The sequence below is a fragment of the Erythrobacter sp. SDW2 genome, assembly GCF_021431965.1.
In the GTDB taxonomy this organism is placed as follows: domain Bacteria; phylum Pseudomonadota; class Alphaproteobacteria; order Sphingomonadales; family Sphingomonadaceae; genus Parerythrobacter.
In genome coordinates this window covers 2574339-2587898 of sequence record NZ_CP090370.1, presented here as the reverse complement: position 1 = coordinate 2587898, position 13560 = coordinate 2574339, and the positions used below count along the sequence as shown (strand labels likewise).

General features: G+C 64.3%; 16 protein-coding genes. 11 read left to right on the top strand and 5 right to left on the bottom strand.

The features are described 5' to 3' along the window. Positions 1 to 18: 18 nt before the first annotated feature. The 9 genes from LY632_RS12685 to tatC all read left to right on the top strand — a co-directional run bounded on the left by LY632_RS12685 (position 19) and on the right by tatC (position 7295). Positions 19 to 669 (top strand): hypothetical protein, encoded by a 651-nt coding sequence (locus tag LY632_RS12685; protein ID WP_234091492.1) that lies wholly within the window; start codon positions 19 to 21, stop codon positions 667 to 669. Between the two features lie 55 nt (positions 670 to 724). After that, the gene (gene argS / locus LY632_RS12680) at positions 725 to 2470 is read left to right on the top strand and encodes an arginine--tRNA ligase (RefSeq protein WP_234091491.1); all 1746 of its coding nucleotides are present in this window, start codon (positions 725 to 727) and stop codon (positions 2468 to 2470) included. Between the two features lies 1 nt (position 2471). Next, on the top strand, positions 2472 to 3197 hold the full coding sequence (locus LY632_RS12675) for an SPOR domain-containing protein (RefSeq protein WP_234091490.1): 726 nt from the start codon (positions 2472 to 2474) through the stop codon (positions 3195 to 3197). An 83-nt stretch (positions 3198 to 3280) separates the two neighbouring features. Continuing rightward, on the top strand, positions 3281 to 4297 hold the full coding sequence (gene nagZ / locus LY632_RS12670; protein WP_234091489.1) for a beta-N-acetylhexosaminidase: 1017 nt from the start codon (positions 3281 to 3283) through the stop codon (positions 4295 to 4297). Beyond that, positions 4294 to 5106 carry a ScpA family protein gene (locus LY632_RS12665; RefSeq protein ID WP_234091488.1) on the top strand — a complete coding sequence of 271 codons (813 nt, stop codon included), beginning with the start codon at positions 4294 to 4296 and terminating at the stop codon, positions 5104 to 5106. Before nagZ ends, LY632_RS12665 begins: the two co-directional genes overlap by 4 nt. After that, the gene (scpB, locus tag LY632_RS12660) at positions 5103 to 5750 is read left to right on the top strand and encodes an SMC-Scp complex subunit ScpB (protein WP_234091487.1); all 648 of its coding nucleotides are present in this window, start codon (positions 5103 to 5105) and stop codon (positions 5748 to 5750) included. Before LY632_RS12665 ends, scpB begins: the two co-directional genes overlap by 4 nt. Positions 5751 to 5809: 59 nt before the next feature. After that, positions 5810 to 6037 (top strand): twin-arginine translocase TatA/TatE family subunit, encoded by a 228-nt coding sequence (gene tatA, locus LY632_RS12655; RefSeq protein WP_234091486.1) that lies wholly within the window; start codon positions 5810 to 5812, stop codon positions 6035 to 6037. Positions 6038 to 6059: 22 nt separating this feature from the next. After that, on the top strand, positions 6060 to 6473 hold the full coding sequence (gene tatB / locus LY632_RS12650) for a Sec-independent protein translocase protein TatB (RefSeq protein ID WP_234091485.1): 414 nt from the start codon (positions 6060 to 6062) through the stop codon (positions 6471 to 6473). Between the two features lie 9 nt (positions 6474 to 6482). Beyond that, on the top strand, positions 6483 to 7295 hold the full coding sequence (tatC, locus tag LY632_RS12645) for a twin-arginine translocase subunit TatC (RefSeq protein ID WP_234091484.1): 813 nt from the start codon (positions 6483 to 6485) through the stop codon (positions 7293 to 7295). Between the two features lie 95 nt (positions 7296 to 7390). On the opposite strand, the gene LY632_RS12640 is transcribed toward tatC, so the two are convergent. From LY632_RS12640 to LY632_RS12625, 4 genes are all read right to left on the bottom strand, one after another. Next, positions 7391 to 7606, bottom strand: coding sequence for a hypothetical protein (locus LY632_RS12640; RefSeq protein ID WP_234091483.1), 216 nt, complete (start codon positions 7604 to 7606; stop codon positions 7391 to 7393). Positions 7607 to 7779: 173 nt separating this feature from the next. Continuing rightward, positions 7780 to 7992 (bottom strand): hypothetical protein, encoded by a 213-nt coding sequence (locus LY632_RS12635; RefSeq protein ID WP_234091482.1) that lies wholly within the window; start codon positions 7990 to 7992, stop codon positions 7780 to 7782. 101 nt (positions 7993 to 8093) lie between these two features. Further along, the gene (locus tag LY632_RS12630; RefSeq protein ID WP_234093240.1) at positions 8094 to 9749 is read right to left on the bottom strand and encodes an amidohydrolase; all 1656 of its coding nucleotides are present in this window, start codon (positions 9747 to 9749) and stop codon (positions 8094 to 8096) included. Then, positions 9749 to 10654: an NAD(P)-dependent oxidoreductase gene (locus LY632_RS12625; RefSeq protein ID WP_234091481.1), complete on the bottom strand. Its 906-nt coding sequence runs from the start codon at positions 10652 to 10654 to the stop codon at positions 9749 to 9751. The genes LY632_RS12630 and LY632_RS12625 overlap by 1 nt, the downstream gene beginning before the upstream one ends. An 86-nt stretch (positions 10655 to 10740) precedes the next feature. On the opposite strand from LY632_RS12625, the gene LY632_RS12620 reads away from it, so the two are divergent. Both LY632_RS12620 and LY632_RS12615 read left to right on the top strand, forming a co-directional pair. Next, the gene (locus LY632_RS12620) at positions 10741 to 11994 is read left to right on the top strand and encodes a threonine ammonia-lyase (RefSeq protein ID WP_234091480.1); all 1254 of its coding nucleotides are present in this window, start codon (positions 10741 to 10743) and stop codon (positions 11992 to 11994) included. 159 nt (positions 11995 to 12153) lie between these two features. Then, positions 12154 to 12984 carry an arginyltransferase gene (locus tag LY632_RS12615; protein ID WP_234091479.1) on the top strand — a complete coding sequence of 277 codons (831 nt, stop codon included), beginning with the start codon at positions 12154 to 12156 and terminating at the stop codon, positions 12982 to 12984. A 16-nt stretch (positions 12985 to 13000) separates the two neighbouring features. On the opposite strand, the gene LY632_RS12610 is transcribed toward LY632_RS12615, so the two are convergent. Next, positions 13001 to 13552: a fasciclin domain-containing protein gene (locus LY632_RS12610; RefSeq protein WP_234091478.1), complete on the bottom strand. Its 552-nt coding sequence runs from the start codon at positions 13550 to 13552 to the stop codon at positions 13001 to 13003. Positions 13553 to 13560 lie beyond the last annotated feature (8 nt).

Below are 13560 nucleotides of genomic sequence, written 5' to 3'. Positions count from 1 at the left end.
ATGTACGAAGGACACCCCATGACTCCGCATTTTCGCCTGCTCTTCCCCATTGCCGCGCTGGCTGGGCTTGCCGGTTGCGCGAGCGAAGGTGACCTTGTCCTGGCCGATGGCGTAGGGGTGACTGCAATCCGTTCGGCCTGCCCGGCGGTGGGCGTGCCCGACTACACTGGCGATATCACTACGTTCACCTCGCCAACCTCGCGGACGACCGCCGATCTCGACATCACGGCGGCGATCACCAATGTCCGTTCGACCTGCGACGAGACAGGCGAGAAGGTATACAGCAATGTAACCTTCGATGTGCTCGCCAGCCGCGCCGACACGCGTGGTTCGCGCACGGTGCAATTGCCCTACTTCACAACCGTGCTGCGCGGCGGATCGGCGGTGGTCAGCAAGCGCGTCGGCACGGTAACTATCACCTTTGCCGACGGGCAATCCCGTGCGCAGGGTAGCGCGCAGGCCGGGGCCTTTATCGATCGCGCCGAAGCGACCCTGCCGGCCGATATCCGCGAGCGCATTACCCGCAAGCGCAGGCCCGGCGATGTCGACGCCGCGCTTGATCCGATGGCCGATCCGCAGGTCCGCGCCGCGTTGCAACGCGCCACTTTCGAGCTGCTCGTCGGCTTCCAGTTGACCGAGAGCCAGCTGGCCTACAACGCCACCCGCTAAGGCGTACCGTACATCGCCTTTGCGATGGGGGCCGATTCCGTCTAACCGCCCGCGCATGTCCACACTGACCACGATTCATGCCGCCTTCGCCGCGAAGGTCGATGCCGTCCTGTCCGCTATCGAGGCCGAGGGCGACCTGCCTGCCGGGATCGATCGCCGGAATGTGACGGTCGAGCCACCACGTGACCCTTCGCATGGTGATCTTGCCACCAACGCCGCTATGGTGCTGGCCAAGCCGGCCGCCACCAACCCGCGCGCGCTGGCGGAAAAGATCGTCGAGCACCTGCTGCGCGATCCCCACATTACCGGCGCGGAGATCGCCGGGCCGGGATTCATCAACCTGCGCCTCAGCGATGACGCCTGGCTGGCCGAGTTGCTGGCGATTGCGTCACTGGCGCGCGAATACGGTCGCTCGGGCATGGGCGCAGGCCGCCGGGTCAATGTCGAGTATGTCTCCGCCAATCCGACGGGCCCGATGCACATGGGCCACTGCCGCGGCGCCGTGGTGGGCGATGCGCTGGCGAGCCTGCTCGAATTCGCCGGGTATGCCGTCACACGCGAATACTACGTCAACGATGCCGGCGGGCAGGTCGATACGCTCGCCCGCTCGGCCCACTTGCGCTACCGCGAGGCGCTGGGCGAGGACATCGGCGACATCCCCGAGGGGTTCTATCCCGGTGATTACCTGGTGCCTGTCGGGCAGGCCGCCGCCGAGGAATTCGGCGAGCGCTATCAAGGTGCGCCGGAAGGTGAATGGCTGGACATATTCAAAGCCTTCGCCGTCGAGCGGATGATGGACATGATCCGCTCCGACCTCGCCCTGCTGGGCATCCACCACGACCTGTTTTCCTCGGAAGCCGCGCTGCAGGCAGCGGGCAAGCCCGAGGCGGCCGAGGCGTGGCTGCGCCAGCACGATCTCGTCTATGACGGTGTGCTCGAACAGCCCAAGGGAAAGACGGTGGAAGACTGGGAACCGGTCGAACTGCCGCTGTTCCGCTCGACCAAATTCGGCGACGATCAGGATCGCCCGATCAAGAAGAGCGACGGGCGCTGGACCTATTTCGGGGCCGACCTCGCCTATCACCTGCAGAAGGCCGAGGCTGCCGACGAGATGATCGACATCTGGGGCGCGGACCATGCCGGCACCGTGAAGCGGATCAAGGCTGCCGTCGCCGCGCTATCCGAAGGGCAGGGCAAGGCGATTCCGTTCGACGTAAAGCTCGTACAAATGGTGCAACTGATGCGTGCGGGCGAACCGGTGAAGATGTCCAAGCGCTCGGGCAACTTCATCACCATCGCCGACATGGTCGAGGAGGTGGGCAAGGATGTGGTTCGCTTCACCATGCTGACCCGCAAGCCCGAAGCGCAGATGGACTTCGACTTCGCCAAGGTGGTCGAAGCGTCGAAGGACAATCCGGTGTTCTATGTCCAGTACGCCCATGCCCGGATTCACTCGACCCTGCGGCGGGCAGCGGTCGAAGGCATCGTACCCTCCGACGCAGCCATTTCCCGCATGGGCGAGGCCGAGCTCGGCCTGGTCAAGCAAGCCGCGCAATTTCCCCGCATCGTCGAAGCGGCGGCGACGGCGCGCGAGCCGCACCGGATCGCCTTTTATCTCTACGATCTCGCCAGTGCGTTCCACTCGTTCTACAACCTGGGGAATGACGATACCTCGAAGCGCGTCATCCTGGCACAGGATGCGGAGCTTTCGGCCGCAAGGCTTTTCCTTATCGCCGCAATCGGGCAAGTTATCCGCAACGGGTTAACCCTGCTCGGGGTCGAGGCAGTGGAGGAGATGTGAGATGACAGCTCTTGGGGGCGACAGGGACGACCGGTTCGACGGTCCGGAAGTGGACGGCGACGAGGCCTGGGCCGAGACCGAGGCCGAAGCGGCCGAGTTCGATCTCGACGAAGACGAACCGCTGCCGTGGCTGGAATCCTCGGACTATGAGGAAGAGGAAGGGGTCAGCATGGCCCGTATCCTTGGTTTCGGGTTGCTGGCGCTTGTGGTGCTCGGCGTATTGGTGGGCGGTTTTGCCTACCTGACCAACAAGGGCACCGATCCGGATCTGGTTGCCGATGGCAGTACCATCCCGGCACCCGCAGGCGCGATCAAGCAACGGCCGACCGATCCGGGCGGCAAGGAATTCGAAGGCACCGGCGATGTCGCGCCGGCGGTTGGAGAAGGCCAGACCCGCGAAGGGCGACTGGCGGACGGTACGGAAAGCACTGCTGCACCGCGTCCCGGCGTTGCCGCGCCCAACACGGACGATGCGAGCGCAGGGGCAGCGCCGGGTGGCGCCTACGTCCAGGTCGCTGCGGTGTCGACCAAGGCGGGTGCCGACCAGCGCTGGCGCGAAATCACCGGCCGCACGGATGCCCTCAACGGCTTCAAGTACCGCGTCGAGGAAGCCCGTATCGACAATGGCACGGTCTATCGCCTGCAGGCGGTTGCGGGCGACAAGGCAGCAGCGACCCGGCTGTGCGACGCGCTCAAGGCCGACGGGATCGAGTGTATCGTCAAATAGGCCGCTGCGAGCGGTTACTTTCCACATCGTGACGCCCGCCGGCCCTTGCGGCTGGCGGGCTTTCTTGCGACTCTCTCCCCCTTATGACGCCCGCAATCTTCGGCATGTCCGGTCTCACGCTGACAGCGGAGGAGCGCGCCTTCTTTGCCGAGGCCGATCCGGCAGGCTACATCGTTTTCCTGCGCAATATCGAAAGCCGCGAGCAACTGCGCGCGTTGACCGATGATTTGCGATCGATCCATGGCCGCGACGATCTGTTCATCTGTGTCGATCAGGAAGGCGGGCGCGTCGCACGGCTGAAGCCGCCGGTGTGGACCCGTTTTCCGGCAGGCGAGGCGTTTGACCGGCTATACCGGGTAGCACCCGCCAGCGCGATCGAAGCCGCGAGGGTCAACGCCCATGCTCTGGCGATCGAACTGGCCGAGGTCGGCATCACCGTCGATTGCCACCCGCCTCTCGATGTCCGCCAGCCGGGCTCGCATGATGTGATCGGCGACCGGGCTTTGGGCAGTGAACCGAAGCAGGTCGCGGCACTCGGCCGGGCCATCCTTGACGGGCTGGCACGAGGCGGAGTGCTCGGTTGCATCAAGCATATGCCTGGCCATGGCCGCGCCCAGTGTGACAGCCACAAGGAAATGCCCACAGTCCACGCCAGCGAGGAAGAGCTTGAAATCGACCGTGCGCCCTTCCGTGCGCTCAGGGACACACCGGTCGGGATGACCGGACACCTGCTGTTCCAGGTGTGGGATGCGGAGAATCCCTCGACCCTGTCCCGCACCATTATCGAGGAGATCATCCGCGGCCGGATCGGTTTTGACGGGCTGTTGCTGACCGATGATATCGACATGGAAGCGCTTTCCGGCACGATCCCCGAACGGGCCGAGCGGGCGATCGCGGCTGGATGCGACGTGGTGCTCAATTGCTGGGCCAAGATGGACGATATGCAGGGCATCGCCGAGCGCTGCGGCACGATGCGGGCTGAGAGTGTCGCGCGCCTCGAGCGTGCGCTGGCCTCGCGTTGCCCAGGCGAAAAGGCGGACAAGGCGGCGCTGCTGGCCAAGCGCGATGCGCTGTTGGGGATCGAAGGGGCAGCCGCATGACCGACGAATCGCTCATCGTCCCGGCTGACGACGTGACACTCGACAGCGAGCCGTGGGAGGGCATCGCCGCTCCCGGAACCAAGGACGAAGGCGCACTCTACCTTGCCATCGACGGGTGGGAGGGACCGCTCGACCTGCTGCTTGACCTTGCCCGGCGGCAGAAGGTCGACCTGCGGCAGATTTCGATCCTGGCGCTGGTGGACCAGTATCTCGACTATATCGAGCGGGCCGAGGCGCTGAAGCTTGAAGTCGCCGCCGATTACCTCGTGATGGCGGCGTGGCTGGCCTATCTCAAATCCTCTTTGCTGCTGCCCAGGGACGAGCAGGAGGATCCGAGCCCCGAGGAGCTGGCACTGCGGCTGCAACTGCGGCTCCAGCGGCTGGGCGCGATGCGCGAGGCTGCGGCGCGGCTGATGGCGCGCGACCGGATCGGGCGCGATGTGTTCCTGCGCGGTGCCCCCGAAGGTCTGCGGATCGACCGCAAGACCCAGTGGCAGGCCGACTGGTTCGACCTTGTCCAGGCCTATGGCCAGGTCAAGGCGCGCACCGCGCCGGTGGTCCATATGATCGCCGAACGCCCGGTGATGACGCTCGACAGCGCGCTCGACCGGGTGTCGGCCATGCTCGGCGTGACGCTGGACTGGATGACGCTGGAGGAGTTCCTGCCGCCCTTCGCCGATCCGCAACTCCGCCGTAGCGCCAAGGCTTCGAGCTTCGTAGCGGCGCTCGAGCTGGCGCGGCTGGGCAAGGCAGAGATTGAGCAGGACGAGATATTCGGCGAACTGCGGCTGCGCAGGGTGACCGCATGAGCCAGCCCGATCCCCTCCAGCGTGCCCTTGAAGCGACGCTGTTCGCTTCGGCAGAGCCGATGAGCGTCGAATCGCTTTGCGCGCATCTTGGCAACGCCGAGGCTGGTGACGTGCGCGAGGCATTGCGGGCATTGGCCGAATCCTACGCCGGGCGCGGAGTGCAACTGGTGGAACGGGCCAAGCGCTGGCACTTCCAGACAGCGCCCGAGCTGGCCCATCTCCTGCGGCGCGAGAAGGAACAGGTTCGCCGCCTCAGCCGTGCGGCGACGGAAGTACTGGCCATCGTCGCCTATCACGAGCCGGTGAGTCGGGCGGAGATCGAATCGATTCGCGGCGTCCAGACTGCCAAGGGCACGCTCGACGTACTGATGGAGGCCGGCTGGGTCCGGGTTGCCGGGCGCCGCGAAGTGCCGGGTCGCCCGGTGATCTATGCCACCACACCCGAATTCCTGCAGCATTTCGGCCTCGAAAGCCGCCGCGACCTGCCCGGTATCGATGAACTCAAGGCCGCCGGCCTGCTCGACCCGGTCGACGATGCCTATGAGGCCATGACCGGTGGGGACGAAGCGGACGAGGTCGATGCGCCCGACGAAGAGGCTGACGAGGAAATCGACCTGGTCGATGACGACGAGGCAACGGCCTGACTGGCGTTCGCGCCGCGCAACCCCTATATCGGCGCGGTAACCCCACTAAGGAATTTCACATGCAAGTCGGCGTTTGGCAGCTTCTCATCATCGCGCTGGTGGTTCTCGTGCTCTTTGGCCGTGGCCGCATCTCCGAAATGATGGGTGACTTCGGCAAGGGCGTGAACAGCTTCAAGAAGGGCCTCAATGACGGTGAAGAGCCGATCAAGCCCGCCGCCAAGATCGAACCGCCGCAGAGCGAGACTACCGCTTCCCCCGAGTCGAAGACCACCGACCAGCAGGGCTGATCGCCTGCGGGAGTAGCACCCCATGTTTGATATCGGCGCGTCCGAGCTGCTGGTGATCGCCATCGTCGCGATCCTGGTGATCGGGCCCAAGGATCTGCCGATGGCGTTGCGCACGGCTGGCCGCTGGATCGCCAAGATCCGGCGCGTATCGGGCCATTTCCGCAGCGGGCTCGACGCCATGATCCGCGAAGCCGAGATGGAAGAGATGAATCGCAAGTGGCGCGAACGGAACGAGGCGATCATGGCCAAGCATCCGAACGAGGAATTTCATCCCGAAGAGCAGATGCAGCCGCTCCCGGCACCTGATGCAAGCCTGTCGGCGGCGGAGGCGAGGGCGGCTTACCGGGCCGACGCTGCTCCTGCCGAGCCACCTACTCCTGAGCAGCCTGGGGCCGAGCCTGATGCTCCCGCCTCGCCCGACGACAAGAAGGACTAGGCTGCTGGTATGGCGCTGAAGATCAAGGACATCGACGAGACACAGGCCCCGCTGCTCGACCATCTGATCGAGCTGCGCAGTCGCCTGCTCAAGTCGGTCTTCGCCCTGGCATTGGCGTTCGGGGTTTGCTTTTACTTCGCAGGTGACATCCTCGGCTTCCTGGTCCGGCCATTGACCGAGGCTTTTCCGGAAGGGCAGGGCAAGCTGATCTTCACCCAGCTCTACGAGGTGTTCTTCGTCGAATTGAAGGTGGCGCTGTTTGCGGCGTTTTTCGTCAGTTTCCCGATCATCGCCAACCAGCTGTGGGCCTTCATCGCACCGGGGCTCTATGCGAAAGAGAAGAAGGCGTTTCTGCCGTTCCTCTTTGCCACGCCGATCCTGTTCACCGGTGGCGGGGCGCTGGCCTACTTCGTGGTCATGCCGATCGCCTTCCGCTGGTTCCTCGGGTTCCAGGGCGAAGTCGGCGGGCTGGATGTCGAGGCTTTGCCCAGTGCGGGAGCCTATCTGGGACTGGCGATGCAGTTCATCCTCGCATTTGGCGTCAGCTTCCTGTTGCCGGTATTGCTTTTGCTACTCAACCGGGCGGGCATCGTCACGCGGGAACAGTTCGCCAAATCGCGGCGCTATGTCATCGTGGGTGTGGTGACCGTGGCGGCTATCGTGACACCGCCGGATCCGGGATCCCAGCTGATCCTGGCGGTACCGCTATACCTGTTGTTCGAGGGCGCGTTGCTGTTGATGTGGATCGGCGAGCGCAGGCAAGCCGGACAGGCTGACGATCTTGAAAGTGCGGCCGGTGCCGAGGAAAACTCGGCGAAGTAGATCGCACCTCGGGCTGGTCCTGTGGCGAATCGACCGGGCAATAAAAAAGCGGGGCCGAAAGGCCCCGCTCCTCAAAAACCTGTTGTCAGCTTGGCTTAGCCGCTGATCGGGTTGTTGTCACTGCCGGCAGCGATGATGATGCCACCGATGATGGCGACCGCAGCAGCAACACCGAGGACCATACCGCCGCCGCCGTTAGCGTTTTCGCCTTCGACCGGAGCCGAAACACGAGCAAAGCTGGCTTCGGCAACAGCCGGTGCAGCAATAAGCGAAGCGGCAGCAGCAGCAGCCAATACACCACGGAACTTCATTTTATGCCCTCCTTGGGGAAGATTTTCTGTTTGAACTTGCCGGGGCGTATTAGGCCAGCATTCCGGCAAGTGCAACCCTGAAACGGCCATAAACACAAAGCGTTCCGTGGTTGCGACAAACCGTTTGAAAGTCAGGCCGCAGACTCCGCCGCCGGAAAGGCCGAAGGCTGGAATCAGCCGCTGATGGGCTGATCGTCGCCACCACTTGCTGCGATGATCACGATGGCGATGATGGCAGCGGCGCCCAGTACGTAGAAAACGTCGCTATTCCCGCCATTCTCGCTTGCAACTTCAACGGGCGCTGCGGAGCGAACCGCTTCGGCGGCGACAGGGGCGGCAGCAAGGCCAAGGGCGGCGGTGGCAAAGGCCAGGGTACGCATTTTCATTCTGTCGTCTCCACGTAAGATCGGGGCGTAAAGGTCAGGGGGCTTTGATAAATTAATGTGAAATTTGAGTTAAAACTCAAGAAGCGATCGTGCCAAGCGAATCACTGGCCCGGTGCAACGTACACCCGCTCTCCGCCGACCCAAGTCTCCAGCACCTTTGTGGCACGCAACTCACCGGCGCTGGCGAGCAAAGGATCGCGGTCGATGAGGACAAAGTCGGCCCGCTCGCCCACCACCAGCTTGCCGAAGCGATCTTCGGCGAATCCGGCATAGGCAGCGTCGGCCGTGAAAGCCTTCAGGGCTTCTTCGCGGCTGACCCGTTCCTGCGGCAGCCAGCCGCCAAAAGGCTGGCCCTGCGCATCCTCGCGGGTGAAGGCCGTGGCCCAACCGGCAAAGGGATCGGGTGATTCGACCGGCGCATCGGAACCGAAGGCGAGCTTGCCGCCCGTTTTCTCGATGCTGCGCCAGGCATAGGCGCCGCCGAGTCGGTCCGGCCCGAGTCGCGCCTCGGCCATCTGGCGGTCGGACGTCTGGTGAACCGGTTGCATCGACGCGATGATACCATACTTGCCGAATTCGGCGATTTCTGCGGGATCGACGATCTGTGCATGTTCGATCCGCCAACGGCGATCGCCCTTGTAGGTCTCTGCCAGCTCGCCGATTGCGGCCAGCAGCTCTCCATTGGCGGCATCGCCGATGGCGTGGACGGCGATCTGGAAGTTGTCCATCGCCGCCCGGCTCATCAGGTTGCGCAACTGGTCGGACGTTAGCAGCGGCAGGCCGATGTTGCCGGGATCGTCATGATAGGGCCGCTTCAGCCACGCCCCGCGCGAGCCGAGCGCCCCGTCCAGGTACAGCTTCACGCCGTTCAGCCGCAGCTTGTCGTCATAGAGCCAAGGAGAGGGGCCGGGGCCGCCGATCAGCTCCATCGCATCGGTCCCGGCGGCATAGGACATGATCCGCATGTCGAGCGTCCCGGCATCGCCTGCGCGGCGGAAGGCCTGCCAGTCTTCCATCGTGGTGCCCATGTCGGCCGCTGCAGTGATGCCCATCGACAGCAGGATCTGCTGCGCCTTCTGCAGGGCGAGGTCGCGTTCGCGCGGACGCGGTTCCGGCACCACGTTGTAGATAAGGTTGCTGGCCGCGTCGACGAACACGCCCGCTGGCGCCCTCGATCCGGCCAGGCGTTCGATCCGCCCGCCGACGGGGTCCGCGGTCTGCGCCGTCACTCCCGCCAGCTGCATCGCCAGCGAATTGACCCAGGTCGCGTGGCCATCGACCCGCTCCATGGCCACCGGCCGGTCACCGACCACGGCGTCGAGCTCGGCGGCGGTCGGGAAGCGGCCAAGGCCCCAGATTTCCTGGTTCCAGCCACGCCCGATGATCCATTGGCGGCCGGGATTGGCTTCGGCGAAGTCCTTGATCGCCTTCTGCGCTTCTTCCAGCGAACGGGTCTGTGACAGGTCCAGCGTCAGTGCGCCGATGCCGAGCCCCATGATGTGCAGATGCGCGTCGATCAGGCCGGGAATCACGACCCTGCCTTGCCCGTCATAAGCGCCGGTGCCCTGGGGCAGCTTCGCTCCGCGGTCGAGCACCTGGAGGATCCGCCCGTCGTCGCTCACCAACAGGGCAGCAAAGCGATCGACCTTGCCTTCTTCGTCGATTCGGATGCCGTCGACGTTGTAGATCAGCGTATCGGCCAGCGCCGGCGCGGGGAGAGCCAGCGCAACCAGCGCGGCGAGAAGCTTGCGGAACATCATTGGCCCTTCTTTGCCTGTGGCAGCCGCCGGATCAAGGCACTGGTATCCTGTCGTGCCCCGCCAATGGCCTGCACTTCGGCATAAAACTGGTCGACCAGCGCGGTAACGGGTGAACCAAGCCCGAGCTTTCGCGCTTCTTCAAGCGCATAACCCAGATCCTTGCGCATCCAGTCGATGGCGAAACCGAAGTCGAACTCGCCGCGGGCCATGGTGGCCCAGCGGTTGTCCATCTGCCAGCTCTGCGCCGCGCCGCCGGAAATGGCTTCGTAGACCTTGTCCATTTCGAGCCCGGAAGCCTGGGACAGGCGAACCGCTTCGGACAGGCCGGCCAGAGTTCCGGCGATGCACATCTGGTTGGCCATCTTGGTAGTCTGTCCCGCACCGGCGCCGCCGACATGGACGATACGTGCGGAGAATGCCTCCATCACCGGGCGCGCACGTGCTACCGCCTCCACGCTGCCGCCGCACATCACGGCAAGCTTGCCGTTCTCAGCGCCGGCCTGCCCGCCAGAGACGGGGGCATCCACCGCAGCGATGCCGTGCGCAATTGCCTCGGCATCGATCCGGCGAGCCATCGCGGCGGAAACCGTGGTGTGATCGACCAGCAGGCTACCCGCCGCCATTGCGGGAAGGGCACCATCGGGACCGAGCAGGACCTGCTCGAGGTCTTCGTCATTGCCGACGCAGGTCAGCACCATGTCCTTGCCGGCGGCAGCCGCAGCCGGGCTTGCGGCCGTCGCGACGGTCAGGCCTTCGCCTGCCAGCTTCTCGGCCCAGGCTTGCGCCCGCGATGCGGTGCGGTTGTATCCCGTGACCTCATATCCAGCGCGGGCAAGGTGCCCCGCCATCGGCCCGCCCATTACGCCAAGGCCGATAAAGGCGACTGTCCTGATCTCGTTCATGGGGCCAGCGGGTAATGGTAATGTTGGGGCATGCCAACATTCTTTCGAATTGCGCCACTGCCTCGCCACTCCTACCCCGCACCATCATGAGCAGGACCGATCCCCTTGAGACTGGCAGCGACCCGCGGCCCCTGACGCTTGCCGATGTGCAGGATGCCGCCGCCCGCATTGGCGGCGCTGTGGTGCGCACGCCGACGATGCATTCGATCACCCTGTCGAAGATTACCGGGGCCGACATCTGGCTCAAGTTCGAGAACCAGCAGTTCACGGCCGCCTACAAGGAACGCGGCGCCCTCAACGCGCTGTTGCAACTGACCGAGGAGCAGCGCCAGCGCGGCGTGATCGCGGCGAGCGCTGGCAACCACTCGCAGGGCCTCAGCTATCACGGAACTCGGCTGGGCGTGCCGGTCCATATCGTCATGCCGCGCACCACTCCCACGGTGAAAGTAATGCAGACCGAAGCGGTCGGCGGCAAGGTTGTGCTCCATGGCGAGACTTTCGACGAGGCCAACGCCCACGCCCGCAAGCTGGAGCACGAATTGGCCCTGACCTTCGTCCACCCGTTCGACGATCCGCATGTCGCGGCGGGACAGGGCTCGGTTGCGCTGGAACTCTTCGCAGATGCGCCGCAACTCGATTGCATCGTCGTGCCGATCGGCGGCGGCGGCCTGATCTCGGGCATGGCGACAGTGGCCAAGGTGCAGGATAAGCCGATCGAGGTCATCGGCGTCGAGGCGAAGCTCTATCCCTCGTCCTATAACGCTTATAACAGCACTGACTTGCCCTGCGGCGGAGACACATTGGCCGAAGGCATCGCGGTCAAAGAGCCGGGCAAGTTCACGCAGACCGTCATCGATCGGCTGGTCGACGACATCGTGCTGGTCGACGAACCGCATCTGGAAGAAGCGGTCAGCTTGCTGCTGCAGATCGAGAAAACCGTGGTCGAGGGCGCAGGGGCTGCGGGCCTCGCGGCGGTGCTGGCACATCCGGAACGCTTTGCCGGAAAGTCGATCGGGCTGGTGCTGTGCGGCGGCAATATCGATACGCGCCTGCTCGCCAATGTCCTGCTGCGCGACCTCGCGCGGTCAGGGCGTCTGGCGCGCCTCAGGATCACGCTGCAGGATCGCCCCGGCGCCCTGTTCAAGGTGATGCGCGAGTTCGACGCGCACAATGTCAACATCATCGAGATCTACCACCAGCGCATCTTCACCCACCTCCCGGCCAAGGGGTTGATCACCGATATCGAGTGCGAAGCACGCGATTCGGCGCAGCTCGACGGGCTGATCGCGGGGCTGCGCGAGAAGGGTTATTCAGTCACTCCGGTGGAGCTGGCCAAGTAAGGGTCAGGCCTGCACGGTAAGGTTTCTGCAATTGTGCAAAGTAATCAACGCTTAACCGTCTTTTATGGTTAAGGGGGTTTTACCGTGGCCACCTGTCGGGCATAGATCGCGTGTCGCAAGGCACAGATTCCACCGCCTGACAGGAGCTTTGGCAGACCCGTGACGGCCCCCGTTCGCTTCCCCCGGTTTTTCGTGACGAGCCCTGCGCCGTGTCCGTACCTGCCGGGCAAGACCGAGCGGAAGGTGTTTACCGAACTCAAGGGTCCGCACGCCGACCAGCTCAACGAAGCACTGGGCCGGATCGGTTTTCGCCGCAGCCAGACCGTGGCCTATCGCCCCAGCTGCCTCGACTGCCGGGCCTGTGTGTCGGTGCGGGTCGTGGCGAACCAGTTTGCGCCATCCTCGTCGCAGAAGCGGGCGCTAAAGCGCAACAGCGACCTCATCCGTATTGAATGTCGTCCCTGGGCGACCTCGGAACAGTTCGACCTGCTGCGCAGCTACCTCGCGTCGCGCCACCCCGAAGGAGGGATGTCGGCGATGGAGGAAATGGACTTCGCCGACATGGTAGAACACACACCGGTTTCGACCATGGTTATCGAATATCGTGAACCGACCGAGACCGGCGAGCCGGGACGGCTGGTTGGCGCCTGCCTGACGGACCGGCAGGGTGACGGGCTGTCGATGATCTACAGCTTTTATGATCCAGATCATGCAGATCGGGTGGGCCTGGGCAATTATATCATCCTCGACCACATCCGCCTCGCCGGCGAGATGGGCCTGCCCTATGTCTATCTCGGCTATTGGGTGGAAGGCTCTGGGCGGATGAATTACAAGATCCGCTATCGCCCGATGGAAAAGCTGGGCCCGCATGGCTGGCAGCGCATCTCGCCGGAAGAGCACGACCGCCTGGTCCACCAGGCCGCCGCCAAGCGGGAAGATGGCGCGCCCTCCAAGATGGAACAGGCCCGCCACTTCAGTACCGCGGGCTGAACAAACGCCCTTCCGATTATTCGGCTTTTTTCGGCGGTGCCGCCAGCGCGGCATCGGCGAGGAGCAACGCGCCGTTGTTGGCTTCGACGATCGACCCGGTGAGCTTGGCCTTCAGGCCACTGTCCTGGTGGGCGGCGATCACATCTTCTCCGTCGAGCGTGAAATCGATCATCCCGCTGCCCATGGTATTGACCGATACCTTGCCGTCATTCTCTGCGATGGCCTTGCGGATCGAAGCGAGATCGAGCTGGCCGGGCAGCATATGCTCTCGCAGCATGGCAGCGAGGACAGCTGGAGGCACAGCCTCGTTCCCGTCCTGGGTCAACTGCGCGAAGACGGCGTTGGGCGGCGCAATGATGGTGTAACCGCCGGGGGCAGAGAAGATGTCTCCGAGACCTGCCTCCCTGATGGCGGCGACGAGCCCGCTGACGTCGGACGAGGATTCCATAGCCTCTGCCAGGGTGATTTCTGCAGGGGACTTGACCGCCGCATCGGACGACTCCTCCGATCCACAGGCGGCGAGAGGGACGAAGGCCAGCAGTGCCGGCAGCAGATAGGTCTTTTTCATGTGCGTTC